The organism is Blautia sp. Marseille-P3087, from assembly GCF_900120195.1.
Taxonomy (GTDB): Bacteria; Bacillota; Clostridia; order Lachnospirales; family Lachnospiraceae; genus Blautia_A.
Genome location: NZ_LT635539.1, coordinates 2,740,217 through 2,758,000 on the forward strand (window position 1 = coordinate 2,740,217; position 17,784 = coordinate 2,758,000).

At 43.2% G+C, this 17,784-nt stretch carries 16 protein-coding genes and 1 riboswitch; all 16 genes read left to right on the top strand.

What is annotated here, in order from left to right; all coding sequences use genetic code 11:
* Positions 1 to 5: 5 nt before the first annotated feature.
* The 16 genes from trpC to BQ7344_RS13160 all read left to right on the top strand — a co-directional run bounded on the left by trpC (position 6) and on the right by BQ7344_RS13160 (position 17,654).
* Positions 6 to 842 (top strand): indole-3-glycerol phosphate synthase TrpC, encoded by an 837-nt coding sequence (gene trpC / locus BQ7344_RS13090; RefSeq protein ID WP_072522896.1) that lies wholly within the window; start codon positions 6 to 8, stop codon positions 840 to 842.
* 19 nt (positions 843 to 861) lie between these two features.
* On the top strand, positions 862 to 1,497 hold the full coding sequence (locus tag BQ7344_RS13095) for a phosphoribosylanthranilate isomerase (RefSeq protein WP_072522897.1): 636 nt from the start codon (positions 862 to 864) through the stop codon (positions 1,495 to 1,497).
* Between the two features lie 62 nt (positions 1,498 to 1,559).
* Positions 1,560 to 2,744 (top strand): tryptophan synthase subunit beta, encoded by a 1,185-nt coding sequence (gene trpB, locus BQ7344_RS13100; protein WP_022387773.1) that lies wholly within the window; start codon positions 1,560 to 1,562, stop codon positions 2,742 to 2,744.
* A complete protein-coding gene (gene trpA / locus BQ7344_RS13105; RefSeq protein ID WP_072522898.1) occupies positions 2,737 to 3,510 on the top strand; it encodes a tryptophan synthase subunit alpha in 774 nt (257 codons plus the stop codon). Before trpB ends, trpA begins: the two co-directional genes overlap by 8 nt.
* 116 nt (positions 3,511 to 3,626) lie before the next feature.
* Positions 3,627 to 4,451, top strand: a complete 825-nt coding sequence (locus BQ7344_RS13110; RefSeq protein ID WP_072522899.1) for an AraC family transcriptional regulator — start codon at positions 3,627 to 3,629, stop codon at positions 4,449 to 4,451.
* Between the two features lie 6 nt (positions 4,452 to 4,457).
* Entirely contained in the window at positions 4,458 to 4,634 is a 177-nt protein-coding gene (locus BQ7344_RS16230; protein WP_159431381.1) for a hypothetical protein, read from the top strand.
* A complete protein-coding gene (locus BQ7344_RS13115) occupies positions 4,631 to 5,248 on the top strand; it encodes a DUF4867 family protein (RefSeq protein ID WP_072522900.1) in 618 nt (205 codons plus the stop codon). The genes BQ7344_RS16230 and BQ7344_RS13115 overlap by 4 nt, the downstream gene beginning before the upstream one ends.
* Positions 5,249 to 5,306: 58 nt before the next feature.
* A complete protein-coding gene (locus BQ7344_RS13120) occupies positions 5,307 to 6,788 on the top strand; it encodes an L-fucose/L-arabinose isomerase family protein (protein ID WP_072522901.1) in 1,482 nt (493 codons plus the stop codon).
* 154 nt (positions 6,789 to 6,942) lie between these two features.
* On the top strand, positions 6,943 to 8,400 hold the full coding sequence (gene xylB, locus BQ7344_RS13125; RefSeq protein ID WP_015543228.1) for a xylulokinase: 1,458 nt from the start codon (positions 6,943 to 6,945) through the stop codon (positions 8,398 to 8,400).
* 150 nt (positions 8,401 to 8,550) lie between these two features.
* Positions 8,551 to 8,633: riboswitch (ZMP/ZTP riboswitch) on the top strand.
* Between the two features lie 67 nt (positions 8,634 to 8,700).
* Entirely contained in the window at positions 8,701 to 10,386 is a 1,686-nt protein-coding gene (locus tag BQ7344_RS13130) for a formate--tetrahydrofolate ligase (RefSeq protein ID WP_072522902.1), read from the top strand.
* Between the two features lie 410 nt (positions 10,387 to 10,796).
* On the top strand, positions 10,797 to 12,587 hold the full coding sequence (locus tag BQ7344_RS13135) for an aminopeptidase P family protein (protein ID WP_072522903.1): 1,791 nt from the start codon (positions 10,797 to 10,799) through the stop codon (positions 12,585 to 12,587).
* A complete protein-coding gene (locus tag BQ7344_RS13140; RefSeq protein ID WP_072522904.1) occupies positions 12,557 to 13,144 on the top strand; it encodes a TetR/AcrR family transcriptional regulator C-terminal domain-containing protein in 588 nt (195 codons plus the stop codon). The genes BQ7344_RS13135 and BQ7344_RS13140 overlap by 31 nt, the downstream gene beginning before the upstream one ends.
* 257 nt (positions 13,145 to 13,401) lie before the next feature.
* The gene (gene fucO / locus BQ7344_RS13145) at positions 13,402 to 14,547 is read left to right on the top strand and encodes a lactaldehyde reductase (protein WP_072522905.1); all 1,146 of its coding nucleotides are present in this window, start codon (positions 13,402 to 13,404) and stop codon (positions 14,545 to 14,547) included.
* 379 nt (positions 14,548 to 14,926) lie between these two features.
* Positions 14,927 to 15,478 (top strand): class IV adenylate cyclase, encoded by a 552-nt coding sequence (cyaB, locus tag BQ7344_RS13150; RefSeq protein ID WP_072522906.1) that lies wholly within the window; start codon positions 14,927 to 14,929, stop codon positions 15,476 to 15,478.
* Positions 15,479 to 15,666: 188 nt separating this feature from the next.
* Positions 15,667 to 16,185, top strand: coding sequence for an RNA polymerase sigma factor (locus BQ7344_RS13155; protein ID WP_015543233.1), 519 nt, complete (start codon positions 15,667 to 15,669; stop codon positions 16,183 to 16,185).
* The gene (locus BQ7344_RS13160; RefSeq protein ID WP_072522907.1) at positions 16,185 to 17,654 is read left to right on the top strand and encodes a DUF4179 domain-containing protein; all 1,470 of its coding nucleotides are present in this window, start codon (positions 16,185 to 16,187) and stop codon (positions 17,652 to 17,654) included. The genes BQ7344_RS13155 and BQ7344_RS13160 overlap by 1 nt, the downstream gene beginning before the upstream one ends.
* The last annotated feature ends 130 nt before the right edge of the window (positions 17,655 to 17,784 follow it).

Sequence of the window (17,784 nt, forward strand, 5' to 3'; positions counted from 1 at the left end):
TTATTATGAATATATTGAATGAGATTGCCGAAAAGACGAGAGAGCGTATCGAAAGAGATAAAAAAGAAATGCCCCGTGAAGATCTGATCAACGAGATCCGACAGAAAAAAGTCCAGATGCTTCTGAATCCGTTGATTCAGTCTGAAACGGCAAAAACACCACACAGTTTCTACCAGGCACTGAAAAAACCGGGAATGTCTTATATCTGCGAGGTCAAAAAAGCCTCCCCGTCAAAGGGACTGATCGCATCGGATTTTCCGTATCTGGAGATTGCGAAAGAATATAAAGCAGCTGGAGCAGCGGCTATTTCCTGCCTGACAGAGCCTTTTTATTTTCAGGGTTCAGATCAGTATCTGTGGGAAATTGCATCGGAAGTAGACATTCCGGTCCTTCGAAAAGACTTCGTAATCGATGATTATATGATTTTGCAGGCAGCCGCATACGGAGCCGCAGCCGTACTTCTGATCTGTGCGCTTCTGGATGATAAACAGCTTCGGGAATATCGAGAAATGGCAGAAGACCTTGGTATGGATGCGCTGGTAGAAGCACATGACGAGGAAGAAGTAGAGCGTGCAATAAAGAGTGGAGCAAGGATCATTGGCGTCAATAATCGTGATCTCAAGACGTTCGAAGTGGACATGCAGAACAGCATACGGCTTCGTAAACTTGCACCGGACAATGTGATTTTTGTATCTGAAAGCGGTATCCGAACATCAGAAGATATCAAAAAATTACATGAAAATCAGATTGAAGCTGTGCTGATCGGAGAGACACTTATGCGCAGTCCAGATAAAAAAGCAGCACTGGAGGAACTGAACGGAGCACCTTTAGAAGAAGCATAAGTACATAGATATACAGGAAATGAAAACAGAAAATTTCAGCAAAACAAAGATTAAAATATGTGGTTTAAGACGCAGGGAAGATATCCTTGCAGTCAATGAAGCGAATCCTGATTATTGTGGATTTATCGTTGAATTTCCCAAAAGCTTCCGTAGTGTGACAGCAGATGAGGTAAGAGAACTGGTGAAGAATCTTTCACCGGAAATTCAGCCGGTCGGGGTGTTTGTCAATGCGTCAATGGAGCTTGTAAGGTCACTTTTAGATGATGGAACACTTGCCATGGCACAGCTTCACGGACAGGAGAATGAGTCTTATATTGCAGAATTAAAAGCACATACAGATAAGCCGGTCATCAAAGCTTTTTCCATAAAAACAGCCGATGATATGGAGAATTCATTGCAGAGTCCGGCAGATTATATCCTGCTTGATCAGGGCAGCGGTGGAACCGGCAAGACATTTGACTGGTCTTTGATTCCAAAGATTGAACGTCCATTTTTCCTTGCAGGAGGAATCGGGGAAGAGAATCTGGAGCAGGCGCTCCGGGAGATTCACCCGTTTGCGGTGGACTTGAGCAGTAGTGTGGAGACAGAAAAGTGGAAAGATCCGGAAAAGATCCGAAGAGTTGTGGATATTGTAAGAAACGCAGTACAGGATTAGAGAAGAGATTGTAGAGCAACAAGAATATTTTGAAGGAAAAAATAGAGGAGGAAATCAAGCAAATGTCTAAAGGTAGATTTGGAATACATGGAGGGCAGTACATTCCGGAGACACTGATGAATGCAGTGCTGGAATTGGAAGAGGCCTATAATCACTATAAAGATGATCCGGAATTTAACCGTGAGCTGACAGACTTACTCAACAATTACGCAGGACGTCCGTCTCGTTTATATTATGCCGCACATATGACGGAAGACCTTGGCGGGGCAAAAGTTTATCTGAAACGTGAGGACTTAAACCATACTGGAGCACACAAGATCAACAATGTTCTCGGACAGGTTTTACTTGCAAAAAAAATGGGAAAAACACGTGTCATTGCAGAGACAGGTGCCGGTCAGCATGGTGTTGCAACGGCAACGGCAGCTGCTCTTATGGGCATGGAATGTGAAGTTTTTATGGGTAAAGAAGACACGGAACGTCAGGCATTAAACGTATACAGAATGCGCCTTCTGGGAGCAAAAGTACATGCCGTTACATCAGGAACTGCGACCCTAAAAGATGCTGTTTCTGAGACAATGAGAGAGTGGACAAACCGTATTTCCGACACACATTATGTACTCGGCTCTGTCATGGGTCCGCATCCGTTCCCGACGATCGTACGTGATTTTCAGGCTGTTATTTCTAAAGAAATAAAAGAACAGATCCTCGAAAAAGAAGGAAAACTTCCAGATGCCGTACTTGCCTGTGTAGGTGGCGGTTCCAATGCAATCGGTACATTTTATAACTTTATCGAGGATGAAGGTGTGCGTCTGATCGGCTGTGAAGCTGCTGGTCGTGGTGTAAATACAGCAGAGACTGCAGCAACGATCGCAACCGGAAAACTTGGTATTTTCCATGGAATGAAGTCTTATTTCTGCCAGGATGAATATGGTCAGATTGCACCGGTTTATTCAATCTCAGCAGGGTTGGATTACCCGGGTGTTGGACCGGAACATGCACATCTTTATGATATTGGACGTGCGGAATATGTGCCGGTAACAGATGATGAAGCGGTAGATGCATTTGAATATCTGTCAAGAACAGAGGGCATCATTCCGGCAATCGAAAGTGCTCACGCTGTGGCTTATGCAAGAAAAATTGTACCACAGATGCGCAAAGATCAAATCGTAGTTATTACAATTTCAGGACGTGGAGATAAGGACTGTGCGGCAATCGCACGTTACAGAGGGGAGGATATCCATGAATAAGAGAATTACAGAAGCATTTGCAAAAGGAAAAGCATTTATCCCGTTTGTTACCTGTGGGGATCCATCTCTTGATGTTACTGAAAAAATCGTTTATGCAATGGAAGAAGCCGGTGCAGATTTGATTGAACTCGGCATTCCTTTTTCTGATCCGACAGCAGAGGGACCGATAATTCAGGGGGCGAATTTACGTGCTTTATCTGGTGGGGTTACGACTGATAAAGTATTTGATATGGTTGCAAAAATCCGTAAAAATACATCAATTCCGATGGTATTTATGACGTATGCGAATGTTGTTTTTTCTTACGGTGTAGAGCGTTTTTGTAGGAAAGCAGCGGAAGTGGGAATGGACGGGATGATTCTTCCGGATGTGCCGTTTGAGGAAAAAGAGGAGTTTGCATTGGTAGCGGAGAAGTATGGACTGGATCTGATTTCTCTGATTGCACCGACCTCTCATGAACGTATTTCTATGATTGCAAAAGAGGCAGAAGGTTTTGTTTACTGTGTGTCTTCTCTTGGCGTTACCGGTATGAGAAGCCATATCACGACAGATATCGGAGCGATGGTTCAGCTTGTAAAAGCGCAGAAGGATATTCCGTGTGCGGTCGGTTTTGGAATTTCCACGCTGGAGCAGGCGAAGAAAATGACAGAGCAGGCAGATGGAGTGATTGTAGGTTCTGCTATTGTGAAGCTGTGCGAAACCTATGGGGAAGATTGCGTGCCGTATGTCGGAGAGTATGTGAAGAGCATGAAGGATGCAATAAGATAGATAAAACTTTCGCCATTTTCGCTTGCTTGTAAATGAAACTTCTTCATGTTATGATATGAATTAGTAAACTATTATTAGTGAGAGTAAATACTATATACAGGTGAGAGGGGTATGGCATGGAATTCCAGCATGAACTGGTGATCCCGGATGAGGGACTGCCATTTAAATTCTTTTTGTTTGAGGGAAGTCAGGGTAATTATGTACGGGAAAAGCACTGGCACACATCCGTCGAGATTTTTGCGGTAATGGAAGGTTCGCTGACATTTTACCTGAATGACGAGAAGCATCCGCTTAAGGCGGGAGAGCTGATGATCATTAATTCAAATGAAGTGCATTCAATTGATTCACCGGAGGAAAACCATACGGCAGTTTTGCAGATTCCGCTGAAACAGTTTGAAGATTATTTTACGGCACACCGTTTTATCCGTTTTGCGGGAAGCCTACCGGAAATGGACGGGAAGCTTTCAAAACTTGTGCGTGAAATGTATAAACTTTACGGTAAACGCGGAACCGGGTATGAGTTTAAAATCCGTTCTTTTTATTATGATGTATTGTATCTTCTGGTCAATTATTATCGCCTTGATGAGGCAGGGGAGCAGGAAGTACGTCACAGCCGACGTCTGGATGCGCTTGCAAGAATCACTTCCTATATGAGAGAACATTATCAGGAAGAGTTGAAACTGGCTGAAGTTGCGAATATGTTTGGCTACTCGGATGCATATTTATCCAGAATGTTTCAGAAATATGCAAATGTCAATTTTAAGACATACCTGCAGGATATTCGCATGACCTACGCGTACAGAGAATTATTGAATACAGACAAGACGATCAGCCAGATCGCACTGGACAACGGATTCAGCAGCAGCCGCGCATTTACAAGGGAATTTCAGAAGCGTTACGGCATTTTGCCGAGTGAACTCGACAAAGCAGATAAAGAATAAAAAAAGATGGAAACAGGCGCTCTCACAGGCGCTTGTTTTTTTGAAATTTTTACAAATGTTTTGACAACTAAAAAAATACAAGGTCAAAAAAGTGCACTAAAGAGGACAAAAAATCTGGCGCAATTGAAAGCAGCTCATGCTATACTGAATTCAGAAAAAAATAAAGGAGGTAACTTCAGGTGAGGATTCAGAATGTAGCAGACGACGCGTTCCGTAGATATGGTAAAGTACTGGAGGGGTATGACTTTACGGAACTTTTGAAGGAAATGAAACACACGCCGGTTCCGGAGGATGTGACTTATGTTCCTTCCGTAGAAGAAATGGAAGCACTGCCGGTTGCAAAAGAACTGCAGAACAAGGGATATGGCGGTCTGCCGATCGAAATCGGATATTGCAACGGACATAACAAGAAATTAAACGGTCTGGAATACCACCGCAGCTCCGAGATCAACGTTGCAGTGACAGACCTTGTACTGCTGATCGGACATCAGCAGGATGTGGAGAAAGATTTTACATATGACACATCAAAAGTAGAAGCTTTCCTTGTTCCGGCAGGAACTGCAATCGAAGTATATGCAACTACACTGCATTATGCACCATGCCATGTAAATGAAAGCGGTTTCCAGTGCGTCGTTGTCCTTCCGAAAGGAACCAACACAGAACTGACTTTTGAAACAGCTTCCGAAGGAGAAGACAAGCTTCTCACAGCGAAGAACAAATGGCTGATCGGTCATGAAGAAGCAGCTATTGAAGGTGCATTCAACGGACTGAAAGGTGCAAATGTTGGAATCGACTGATCGTATTAAATAACAGAACTCAAAAATATATTCTATATAATATGGAGGAATTTATATCATGAATAATATACCGGTAGTAAAACTTGGAATCATTGCAGTAAGCCGTGACTGTTTCCCGATTCAGCTCTCCGAGAAGAGACGCGCAGCAATCAAAGCAGCTTATAAAGGAGAACTTTATGAATGTCCTGTAACTGTTGAGAACGAAAAAGACATGGAAAAAGCTCTCGAAGATGTAAACAAAGCAGAGTGTAACGCGCTGGTTGTTTTCCTTGGAAACTTCGGACCGGAAACACCGGAGACACTGATCGCAGAAAGATTTGACGGACCGTGCATGTATGTTGCAGCAGCAGAAGGCGATGGCGACATGATCAACGGACGTGGTGATGCTTACTGTGGTATGCTGAACTGCTCCTACAACTTAAAGATGCGTCATCTGGAAGCATACATTCCGGAATATCCGGTTGGAACAGCAGACGACATTGCAAAAATGATCGGTGATTTTGTACCGGTTGCACGTGCTGTCATCGGTGTTCGTAACCTCAAGATCATTACATTTGGACCACGTCCGCAGGATTTCTTTGCATGTAATGCACCGATCAAAGGTCTTTATGAGCTGGGCGTTGAGATCGAAGAAAACTCCGAACTTGACCTTCTTGTTGCTTTCAAAGAGCATGAAAACGATCCTCGTATCCCGGAAGTTTGTGCAGATATGGCAAAAGAAATGGGTGAAGGAAAATATTACGAAGACCTCAATGCAAGAATGGCACAGTTCGAACTTACTCTTCTTGACTGGGCAGAAGCTCACAAAGGAGCAAGAAAATATGTTGCATTTGCTGACAAATGCTGGCCGGCATTTCCGTCACAGTTCGGATTTGAACCTTGCTATGTAAACAGCCGCCTTGCTTCCAGAGGTATTCCGGTATCCTGTGAAGTTGATATCTACGGCGCACTCAGCGAGTACATCGGACTTTGCATTTCCAACGATGCTGTTACACTGCTTGACATTAACAACTCTGTTCCGAAATATATCTATGACGAAGATATCAAAGGAAAATATGACTACAAACTTACAGATACATTCATGGGCTTCCATTGCGGAAATACTCCTGCATGCAAGATGTGCGAATCCAGAGCCGTTAAATATCAGCTCATCCAGCACAGACTTCTTGAGCCGGCAGGATCTGAGCCTGATTTTACAAGAGGAACTCTTGAAGGTGACATCGCTGCTTCTGATATTACATTCTATCGTCTGCAGTGCAACTCCGAAGGTGAACTGGTAGCATACGTTGCAGAAGGTGAAGCCCTGGATGTACCGACAAGATCCTTTGGTGGTATTGGTATTTTCGCAATCAAAGAAATGGGAAGATTCTATCGTCACGTACTGATCGAGGGTAACTATCCGCATCACGGAGCAGTTATGTTCGGACATTACGGAAAACAGTTCTTCGAAGTAGTGAAATTCCTCGGACTGGATGTAAAGAAAATTGGTTACAACCAGCCGGCAGGTGTAAGATATCCGACAGAAAATCCATGGGGTTAATCTGAGGACTTTGACTATAACAAAATAAAAATAATACAGGCATCCCGGGAATTTTCCTGGGATGTCTTGGTAAAGAGAAAAATATCAATAGCAATCGCAAACAGAATGTGCATGAGTTTTATACATATGATGGAATGCACAGTTAGGAGGAAATATGTATTATATCGGCGTTGACCTTGGTACTTCCGCAGTAAAACTTCTTCTGATGGAAGAATCCGGCAAGATCTGTAATATCGTATCAAAAGAATATCCGCTGTTTTTCCCGCATCCGGGCTGGTCAGAACAGAATCCGGAAGACTGGTTTACCCAGAGTGTTGAGGGAATGAAAGAACTGACAGAAGGAATTGACCGCTCTCTGGTAGCCGGAATCGGTTTTGGCGGACAGATGCACGGGCTGGTAACATTGGACGAAAATGATCAGGTGATCCGCCCGGCAATTCTCTGGAATGACGGACGTTCCCAGAAAGAAACAGAATATCTCAACAATGAGATCGGTAAAGATAAATTATCTGCATACACAGCAAACATTGCATTTGCAGGATTTACAGCACCGAAGATCCTCTGGATGAAGAAAAACGAGCCTGATAAATTTGCAAAGATCGCAAAGATTATGCTTCCGAAAGATTATCTGGCATACAGACTTTCCGGATCTTTCTGTACAGATGTTTCTGATGCATCCGGTATGCTTCTTCTTGATGTGAAGAATCGTTGCTGGTCAAAAGAAATGATGGAAATCTGTGATGTAAAAGAAGAACAGCTTCCAAAGCTGTATGAGAGTTGGGAAGTTGTCGGTACACTGAAACCGGAAGTGGCAGAAGAGCTTGGTTTCTCAGCAGACGTTAAAGTTGTAGCAGGTGCCGGTGACAATGCGGCAGCCGCTGTCGGAACAGGAACTGTTGGTGACGGACAGTGTAATATTTCTCTTGGTACTTCCGGAACTATCTTTATTTCCAGTAAAAACTTTGGTGTTGACGAAAACAATGCACTGCATTCTTTCTGCCATGCAGACGGAAGTTATCATCTGATGGGATGTATGCTGAGTGCGGCTTCCTGCAACAAATGGTGGGCAGAAGAAATTCTTCAGACAAAAGATTTCGCAGCGGAGCAGGCACCGATTCAGAAACTTGGTGAAAACAATGTATTCTTCCTTCCGTATCTGATGGGAGAAAGATCTCCGCATAATAATCCGGATGCAAGAGGTGTCTTCTTCGGAATGTCCATGGACAGCACAAGAGCTGATATGACACAGGCTGTTCTGGAAGGTGTGGCATTTGGACTTCGCGATTCTCTGGAAGTTGCAAGAAAACTTGGTATTAAGATTGAGCGTACAAAGATCTGTGGCGGCGGTGCAAAGAGCCCTCTGTGGAAGAAAATCATTGCAAATGTCATGAATCTGAAAGTCGATGTACTGGAAGTAGAAGAAGGTCCATCCATGGGTGGCGCAATGCTTGCAGCCGTTGGATGCGGAGCTTATCCGGATGTTGAAACGATTGGTAAAAAGATGGCGCATGTCGTAGATACCGTAGAGCCGGAAGAAGAACTTGTGGCGAAGTACGAGGAACGTTACCAGAAATTCAAGGAGTTATACCCTGCCTTGAGACCACTTTTTTAAGGTCCTTCCTTAACAACTGTCAATGGTTTGACTGCAAAATGCACAAAATTTAATTTGTATTTTTGATTATTTTGCAAAAAGAAAATAATTATATTGACAATTTATTGACAAACTCGTTGCTTTGTGATAACATTTACTCATCAATTCAATAAGGTCTCTGATGACTGGCGGAGCAGTGGAAATCACCACATGGGAATCAGAGATTTGCAGAGCCGACCGTCTGGGCAGTATTTGAGGAAACCTCGGATACTGCTTTTTTTAACTAAAAAGTGACGCGGCGCCTACAGAAAGGAGACAATTATGGGATTCAAAAGTGACATCGAAATTGCACAGGAGTGCGAAATGCTTCCAATCACAGAGATTGCAGAAAAAGCAGGTATTGATGACAAATATCTGGAGCAGTACGGAAAATACAAAGCAAAAATTGATTACAATCTTCTGAAAGAAAGTGACAAAAAGGATGGTAAACTGATCCTTGTAACTGCAATCAACCCGACACCGGCAGGTGAAGGAAAGACCACAACAACCGTAGGTCTTGCAGATGGTATGCAGAAACTCGGCAAAAACGTAATGGTAGCTCTCCGTGAGCCATCCCTCGGACCGGTATTCGGTGTAAAGGGTGGAGCAGCAGGCGGCGGTTATGCACAGGTAGTTCCGATGGAAGATATCAACCTTCATTTCACAGGTGACTTCCATGCAATCGGTGCAGCCAACAACCTTCTTGCTGCAATGATCGACAACCATATCTTCCAGGGCAATGCACTGAACATTGACCCGAGAAAGATCACATGGAGAAGATGTGTGGATATGAATGACCGTCAGCTCCGTAACGTAGTAGACGGCCTCGGCGGAAAGACAAATGGTATGCCTCGTGAAGACGGATATGACATTACTGTTGCATCCGAGATCATGGCAGTCCTTTGCCTTGCAAGTGACATCAAAGACCTGAAGGAAAGACTTTCCAGAATCATCATCGGATACACATATGGTAAAGTTGCAGAGCAGAAACCGGTAACAGCAGGTGACCTTCATGCAGAAGGTGCTATGACTGCACTTCTGAAAGATGCCCTGAAACCAAACCTTGTTCAGACACTGGAACACGTTCCGGCAATCGTACATGGCGGACCATTCGCAAATATCGCACACGGATGTAACTCCGTAACAGCAACAAAGATGGCTCTGAAGCTTGCTGATTATGCGATCACAGAGGCTGGCTTTGGTGCAGACCTTGGTGCTGAAAAATTCCTCGACATCAAGTGTCGTATGGCAGATCTGCACCCGAACGCTGTTGTAATCGTAGCAACTGTACGTGCCCTGAAATACAACGGTGGTGTAGCAAAAGCTGACCTCAACAACGAAAATCTGGAAGCACTGGAAAAAGGTATCCCGAACCTTCTTAAACATGTAAGCAACATCAAGAATGTATATAAACTTCCTTGTGTAGTTGCTATCAATGCATTCCCGACAGATACCAAGGCAGAGCTTGACTTTGTAGAGTCTAAGTGTAAAGAACTCGGCGTAAACGTAGCACTTTCCGAAGTATGGGCAAAAGGCGGCGAAGGCGGAATCAAACTTGCAGAAGAAGTTCTGCGTCTGGTTGAAGAGCCAAACGACTTTACTTATTCCTATGAACTGGAAGGCTCCATCGAGGACAAACTGAATCAGATCGTACAGAAAATCTACGGTGGCAAGAGAGTTGTACTTACAGCAAATGCCCAGAAACAGGCAAAACAGCTTGAGGCTCTTGGCTTCGGCAACTGCCCGATCTGCGTTGCTAAGACACAGTACAGCCTGACAGATGATCAGACAAAACTCGGTGCACCGACAGACTTCGAAGTTACAGTACGTAACCTGAAGATTTCCGCAGGTGCAGGATTTATCGTAGCCCTGACTGGCGAGATCATGACCATGCCAGGACTGCCGAAAGTACCGGCTGCCGAAAGAATCGATGTAGATGAGACCGGAAAGATTACGGGACTTTTCTAAAAAGCCGCCGGGAACTGCCCGGCAGCCCGCCAATGATTTGGCAATCAGGTAAAACCTTGTGCGAGGGGAGGGCGCTCACAGTTGCGAAGGCCGCTCTCCCCTCGCGCACCCCACCAGGCCACGCAAAGCAAGAATTAATTCAATTTAACCAATAGAATGACAGAGTACCAGGATACCCTCCTCCACACATAGACAGGGTGTTCTGGTACTTTTTGTATGTTTACATATTTGGGTAACCTGGGAGATTTAAAGGAGCCCAGGGGTTGTCAGGGGACCGGCGAGGTCCCCTGACGGGGTATAAGGGCAGCTCCCTTAGTTGACAAACAGAAAGAATCTGTTTAACATGGATTACAGATTTACAGATTTACAGATTTACAGATTTACAGATTAGCAGGCGGGAGGCGTGGGTTATGACAGTAAAAGAAAGGCTGGAAGCTCTTCGTATTCTTATGAAAGAAAAAGGAGTCGATGCATATCTGGTTCCGACAGATGATTTCCACGGTTCAGAATATGTGGGCGATTATTTTAAATGCAGAAAATATATTACAGGTTTTACAGGTTCGGCGGGAACTGCGCTTATCATGCAGGATATGGCAGGACTCTGGACGGATGGCAGATACTTTATTCAGGCGGCAGATCAGCTTAAGGGAAGTACGATCGAACTGTTTAAATCCGGGGAACCGGGAGTTCCGACCGTCCATGAATTTCTGAAAGAAAAACTGGAACAGGGGATGTGTCTGGGCTTTGACGGACGTACAGTAAGTGCAAAAGAGGCGGAAGAATTGCAACAGCTTCTGGCAGAAAAAGACATTAGTTTTTCGGTAGATGATGATCTGATTGGGGAAATCTGGAAGGACCGTCCGGCACTTTCATGTGAACCGGTGATGGAGCTTGATGTAAAGTGGGTCGGTGAGACAAGAGCAGATAAAATTGCAAAGATCCGCGAGCAGATGAAAGCAAAAAATGCAGACGTTTTTGTCCTGACCTCACTTGATGATATTGCGTGGCTTTTGAACATCCGAGGCAATGATATTCACTGTTGTCCGGTGGTGCTTTCTTATCTGATCATGACAGATACAGAGCTTCGGTTATATGCAAATGTCAGTGCCTTTGCGGAGAAAATCTGTGAGAATCTGGAAGCTGACGGAGTGAAAATTTATCCATATAATGAAGTCTATTCTTACGTGCAGGCGATACCGTCCGGCAGCAGAATCTTTCTCTCCAAATCCGGCGTCAACAGCCGCCTTGTGAGCAATATTCCGGCAGATGCGGTGATTTTGGATGAGGTAAATCTGACACTTCTTCCGAAAGCTGTCAAGAACTTTACAGAGATGGAAAATGAGCGGTTCGCACATATCAAAGATGGTGTTGCGGTTACTAAATTCATTCACTGGCTGAAAACAAATGTGGAAAAAGAGACAATCACAGAACTGAGTGCGGCGGAAAAACTCTATCAATTCCGAAGCGAACAGGAGCATTTTCTCGGGAACAGTTTTGACCCGATTATTGCATATGGAACACACGCTGCTATTGTGCATTACAGTGCAACAAAGGAGACGGATATTCCGCTTGAGGCGAAAGGAATGGTACTTGCAGATACCGGTGGACACTATCTGGAAGGCACAACAGACATTACAAGAACGATAGTTCTTGGTCCGGTCAGCAATAAAGAAAAGAAATATTTTACCGCGGTTCTGCGTGGAAATCTGAATCTGGCAGCTGCGAAATTTAAGTATGGATGTACCGGATTAAATTTCGATTATCTTGCGCGTGGACCACTCTGGGAACTGGGAGAGGACTATAATCATGGCACCGGACATGGTGTTGGTTACCTTTTAAATGTACATGAAGGACCGAATGGTTTTCGCTGGAAAAATCTCCCGGATCATCCGGCACCGGTATTAGAAGAAGGTATGCTTACTTCTGATGAACCAGGCTATTATCTGGAGGGAGAATTTGGAATCCGACATGAAAATCTTGTGCTTTGCAGAAAGGCAGAAAAGACTTCTTTCGGACAGTTTATGAGGTTTGAAACACTGACAATGGTTCCATTTGATCTGGAGGGAATTGATCCCAAACGGATGTCTGACCATGAAAGAAAACTATTAAATGATTACCATCGCAAAGTGTATGAGACAATCACACCATACTTAAATGAGGATGAAAAAGAATGGCTGAAACAGGCAACCAGAGAGATCTGACAAAGGGAGAAAAAACGAAATACCGGCTCGCAAGAGCAATGAAAGAATGTATGAAATCTACTTCGGTAGAAAATATTACAGTAAAGCAGATTACGGAAGAATGTGGGCTTACCAGGCAGACTTTTTACAGAAATTTTCTGGATAAATATGATCTGATCAACTGGTATTTTGACAAGCTTCTGGTGAAATCTTTTGAGCATATGGGACAGGGAAAAACAGTTTACGATGCGCTTGTGAAGAAGTTTACTTATATTCAGGAAGAGCAGACATTTTTTGCTGCGGCATTTCGTTATGATGAACAAAACTCTCTCAGACAGCATGATTTTGAATTGATTCTGGAATTTTATGAAAATTTGATTTGTGAAAAAAGTGGCAAAAAAGCCGGAGAAAACATCCATTATCTTTTGGAAATGTATTGCCAGAGCTCAATTTATATGACGGTAAGATGGGTGACAGGAGAGTTGACATGTACACCGGAGGAACTTGCTCAGACAGTGGTTGACGGTATGCCGGGAAAACTTGCAGAGGTTTTTGTGGATCTTGAAATTTTAAATTGACATTACAAAAATCCCGTAAATAAAGGGATTTCATTGAACAAACAGACGCTATATAGAAAATACACTGTCATTTTTACTGAACATGAATATATAAATTTGGAACAAATCACGAAAGTTACAGGAAACGTTACACTTAACGAATTTTGTAACTTTCTTTTTTATGGACGCATTGTTAATATAATGACAAAGTTAAAGCAAATAATGCTGTACAGATGCAAAAGACAATGTGCAGACAAGTAAGAAAGGAATGTTTAATCATGGCAAACAGAATTAATTTGAATGGAACTTCTTATCACGGAGCAGGCGCAATCGCTGAGATCGCAAACGAGGCAAAAGCACATGCATTTAAGAAAGCTTTTGTATGTTCCGACCCGGATCTGATTAAATTTAATGTTACAAGTAAGGTAACAGATGTCCTTGAAAAAGATGGCCTGGAATATGAAATTTACTCAGATATTAAGGCAAACCCGACAATCCAGAATGTACAGAATGGTGTAGCTGCATTTAAGAAATCCGGTGCAGATTATATCGTTGCAATCGGCGGCGGATCTTCCATGGATACAGCAAAAGCAATCGGAATTATCATTGCGAATCCGGAATTTGAAGATGTAAGAAGTCTGGAAGGCACTGCACCGACAAAGAAACCTTGTGTACCGATCATTGCAGTTCCGACAACAGCAGGAACTGCTGCAGAAGTTACCATCAACTATGTTATCACTGATGTAGAAAGAAAACGTAAATTCGTATGTGTTGACCCACATGATATGCCGATCATCGCAGTAGTTGATCCGGAAATGATGTCTTCTATGCCTAAGGGTCTGACCGCTTCTACAGGTATGGATGCACTGACACATGCAATCGAAGGCTATACCACAAAAGCTGCATGGGAAATGACAGATATGTTCCATCTGAAAGCAATCGAATTGATTTCCAAATCTCTTCGCGGTGCAGTAGAAAACACAAAAGAAGGCCGTGAGGGAATGGCACTTGGACAGTATATTGCAGGTATGGGATTCTCAAATGTAGGCCTTGGAATCGCACATTCCATGGCACATACTCTGGGTGCTGTTTATGATACACCACATGGTGTTGCATGCGCAATGATGCTCCCGATCGTTATGGAATATAATCAGGAATGTACAGGTGAAAAGTACCGTGAAATCGCCCGTGCTATGGGTGTCAAAGATGTAGATTCCATGACACAGGAAGAGTACAGAAAAGCTGCAATCGATGCAGTCAGAAAGCTTTCTGTTGATGTAGGAATTCCGACAAAACTGGAAGCAATTAAAGAAGAAGATCTTCAGTTCCTTGCAGAATCTGCACACGCTGATGCATGCGCACCGGGCAACCCGAAAGATGCCAGTGTGGAAGATCTGAAAGATCTGTTCAGAAAGATTATGTGATTTAAAGAATCATATAAAACCGCAAAGGGACGTTGCTCGTCCCTCTGCACACCCTGGGCTGGGTGTGGATAAGAAATTTTGTTGTATGGGGAATCCTTTGAAAATATCTCCTGGTGTTTCAGGAGGGGAGATTTTCGTATGAAGGGTTCCTCTTTTTTATTGGATTTTTGAGTCTGGGAAGATGGTAAGGCAAGGCTTTCCTGCGACATGACATACTATTGGGGGAACGGATGGATATTAGAATTATGTGTCAGGTTTCAGATGTGTTTGATATGAACTTGTGATATATTAAGTAAAAAGAAATCCATATCAGTGGCTGGAAGTAACAGAAAATAACTGGTAATCGGACAGTATTTTAATGTAAGGAGCAGGAGCAAATATGAGTGTAGAAGTTGAGATTAAACTAAAGATAAACAGCAGGACAGATATAGAGAGGGTTCTGGAAGAAACAGGTTTTGTGAGGGCAGATCTTGTTCTGGAATCGGATACTTATTATACGTCAGATCATCATGATTTTGCCGCTTTGGATGAGGCTTTTCGTGTACGCAGTACGGAGAATCGAATGACAGGCAAGAGGAGTGCAGCCATTACATACAAGGGGGCAAAAATGGATAATATTTCCATGACCAGACAGGAGTTGGAAACAACTGTAGGGGATGCCAAAATCTGTCGTAAAATACTCGAACACATCGGTTTTCGACCGGTACCTCCGGTAGAAAAGCTGAGACAGTATTTTCACGGGGAGAATATCACAGCGTGCGTTGATACTGTTACCAATCTTGGGGATTATCTGGAACTGGAGATTATTGTTGAAACAGAAGAAAAAAAAGAAGCAGCACTGGATAAGGTTAAAGAAATACTGCAGACGATCGGTTATTCTATGCAGGACACCACGAGAACTTCTTATCTGTCCATGCTGCTTGCAAAGTAGTACAATAACGTGCCACAGAGCCATACCCCTTCCAGTGACTCTGCGGTATTTTTTGCATGCGGAAATTTTTATGAAAAAATCTGCATCCTTTTTGGTGTTTTGCGCGTCTAATAAGTAGAAGCACATAAACAAAGCTTTTACACAACATTTCCTGATGACCGGTCAGATACAGGAGAATGGAGACTACGATGAATGAATTTTTGATACGAAAGGCGAAAAAAGGTGACAAAGATGCTTTCTGCCGGCTTATGGATGAGCAGGTGCAGAGCATGTACAAGGTCGCTTCTGCATATCTGAAAAATGATGAAGATGTTGCCGATGCGATACAGGATACCATTCTTTCCTGCTACGAAAATCTGAAAAGTTTGAAACAGAACAGGTATTTTAAGACATGGATGATACGTATTCTGATCAATAAATGCAGAGATATTCTGCAGAGAAAAAAACAGATCACATATACGGATCAGATGCCGGAGATGCCATTTTATGAAGAGGAGTATGCATCAAAGGAATGGGCACAGGTGCTGGAACCACTGGATAACAAGTATCGTCTGGTAATCCTGCTTTATTATATGGAAGGATTTAATATCCGGGAGATCAGTGACATTCTGGATATGAAAGAAAGCACTGTAAAATCGCGGCTTCAGCGAGGAAGAAAACAGGTTGCAGAAATGTATCAGTATAAAGTCAGGGAGGGACGCGCTTAATGACGAATCTTAATAATAACGAAATGGATTTTCAGGAAAAACTTCAGAAAGATACAGAGATTCCGGTCATTGTACATGAACGGATCAATCAGGCATACCGCATGATTGAAAATGATACTGCCATGCAGAAAAAGGCTCCGAAAGATCCATATCACTGGATGAAAGTCGGGGGCAGAATTGCCGGTGGTGTGGCAGCAGCTTTGGCCGTTGGTTTTGTATTTTATGCGACAAATCCGGTCATGGCAAAAAATATTCCGGTTGTTGGTGGACTTTTTGACATCTTACAGGACAACGTAAGCTTCTTTGGCAATTTTGCAGATCATGCAACGACGCTGGAGACGATTGATGGGGCTGAGGCAGAAGAAAATGGAAATACTGCTTCCGACAGAGAGAAAGGAAATCAGACAGAAAGCAATACGACAGGGAATGAAGCTGCCCCAAATGCTACGGCAACAAAAGAAGATACCGCCTACACCAAAACCGCTGACGGTCTGACGATCACATGTTCCGAAGTATTTGCCAACAGCCAGGCAGTTTACATGACGATGCAGCTTAAAAGTGATACGCCATTTCCAGAGACGGAAACCATAGCAGAAAGCGGTACACCGGTTATTGACCTGGATATGACCGGTGGCGTTGATTTTAATGCAGATGCAGATCCGGTCATCGATGGTCAGGTGGAAGGGCAGTTCCTGGATGATAAAACTTATGCATGTATTTTCCGTTATGATCTCGCACAGGCGTCGAAAGATTATACGGAATATAATGAAAAGTATAACGAAATGACACAGCAGGTACTGGATGAGATGGGCGTGACACAGGATGATTTAAATGATGAAACGGATGAAGGATATGCGCTGCTGGAAGAATTTATCAATAAAGTATCTGAGCGTGGTGGAGAATATCAGAAATATATTAAAGATATTGAGATTCCGGATACCTTTAATCTGCATCTGGATATCACGAAGGTAAGAGGACTGGAAGCAGATTATGAATGGTCAGAAGATGACTATGAAAAATATGGAACAGATGCGGGCTACTACAAATATGAAGGTGACTGGAACTTTGATATTCCGGTTACAGTAGACGATTCTCAGACCGAGGTTCTGGAACTGAACGATACAAATGATGCAGGTATTGGCCTTAAATCTGTGATCCGAACTCCGTACGAACTGACAGTAAACGAACTTTATGAAGACGGCTCTGACAGTGATTGTTTTATGGTAGCGCTTGACGCGAACGGAAATAAACTTCCATATAATGATTCTGCCGGAAACTGCAATATTTTTGCAATCCAGGACAGAGACATTTCCACAGTTGATATCTACATTCTGGATTATACTCAATACATGGATGAACTGAAGGGACCGGATAATTACAACAATAACGAAAACAAACCGGAGGGACAGAGGTGGAGTGATCTGCTTGATCAGTACGCAAAATATCACAAGACCCTGCATTTTGACTGAATATAGTGTGTCAGATGTAACTGTCAGATAATGTTATAGAATGAATGAAATAATAAGATAGTATTTTACTTTTTGGGTGGAAACGGGTATCATATGGGTAACAACGTTTTCACCCAAGGAGGAGATTATC

Coding starts and splice junctions, on each gene's coding strand:
- trpC (WP_072522896.1), top strand. CDS start 6: ATGAATATATTGAATGAGATTGCCGAAAAGACGAGAGAGCGTATCGAA.
- BQ7344_RS13095 (WP_072522897.1), top strand. CDS start 862: ATGAAAACAGAAAATTTCAGCAAAACAAAGATTAAAATATGTGGTTTA.
- trpB (WP_022387773.1), top strand. CDS start 1,560: ATGTCTAAAGGTAGATTTGGAATACATGGAGGGCAGTACATTCCGGAG.
- trpA (WP_072522898.1), top strand. CDS start 2,737: ATGAATAAGAGAATTACAGAAGCATTTGCAAAAGGAAAAGCATTTATC.
- BQ7344_RS13110 (WP_072522899.1), top strand. CDS start 3,627: ATGGAATTCCAGCATGAACTGGTGATCCCGGATGAGGGACTGCCATTT.
- BQ7344_RS16230 (WP_159431381.1), top strand. CDS start 4,458: ATGGAAACAGGCGCTCTCACAGGCGCTTGTTTTTTTGAAATTTTTACA.
- BQ7344_RS13120 (WP_072522901.1), top strand. CDS start 5,307: ATGAATAATATACCGGTAGTAAAACTTGGAATCATTGCAGTAAGCCGT.
- xylB (WP_015543228.1), top strand. CDS start 6,943: ATGTATTATATCGGCGTTGACCTTGGTACTTCCGCAGTAAAACTTCTT.
- BQ7344_RS13130 (WP_072522902.1), top strand. CDS start 8,701: ATGGGATTCAAAAGTGACATCGAAATTGCACAGGAGTGCGAAATGCTT.
- BQ7344_RS13135 (WP_072522903.1), top strand. CDS start 10,797: ATGACAGTAAAAGAAAGGCTGGAAGCTCTTCGTATTCTTATGAAAGAA.
- BQ7344_RS13140 (WP_072522904.1), top strand. CDS start 12,557: ATGGCTGAAACAGGCAACCAGAGAGATCTGACAAAGGGAGAAAAAACG.
- fucO (WP_072522905.1), top strand. CDS start 13,402: ATGGCAAACAGAATTAATTTGAATGGAACTTCTTATCACGGAGCAGGC.
- cyaB (WP_072522906.1), top strand. CDS start 14,927: ATGAGTGTAGAAGTTGAGATTAAACTAAAGATAAACAGCAGGACAGAT.
- BQ7344_RS13155 (WP_015543233.1), top strand. CDS start 15,667: ATGAATGAATTTTTGATACGAAAGGCGAAAAAAGGTGACAAAGATGCT.
- BQ7344_RS13160 (WP_072522907.1), top strand. CDS start 16,185: ATGACGAATCTTAATAATAACGAAATGGATTTTCAGGAAAAACTTCAG.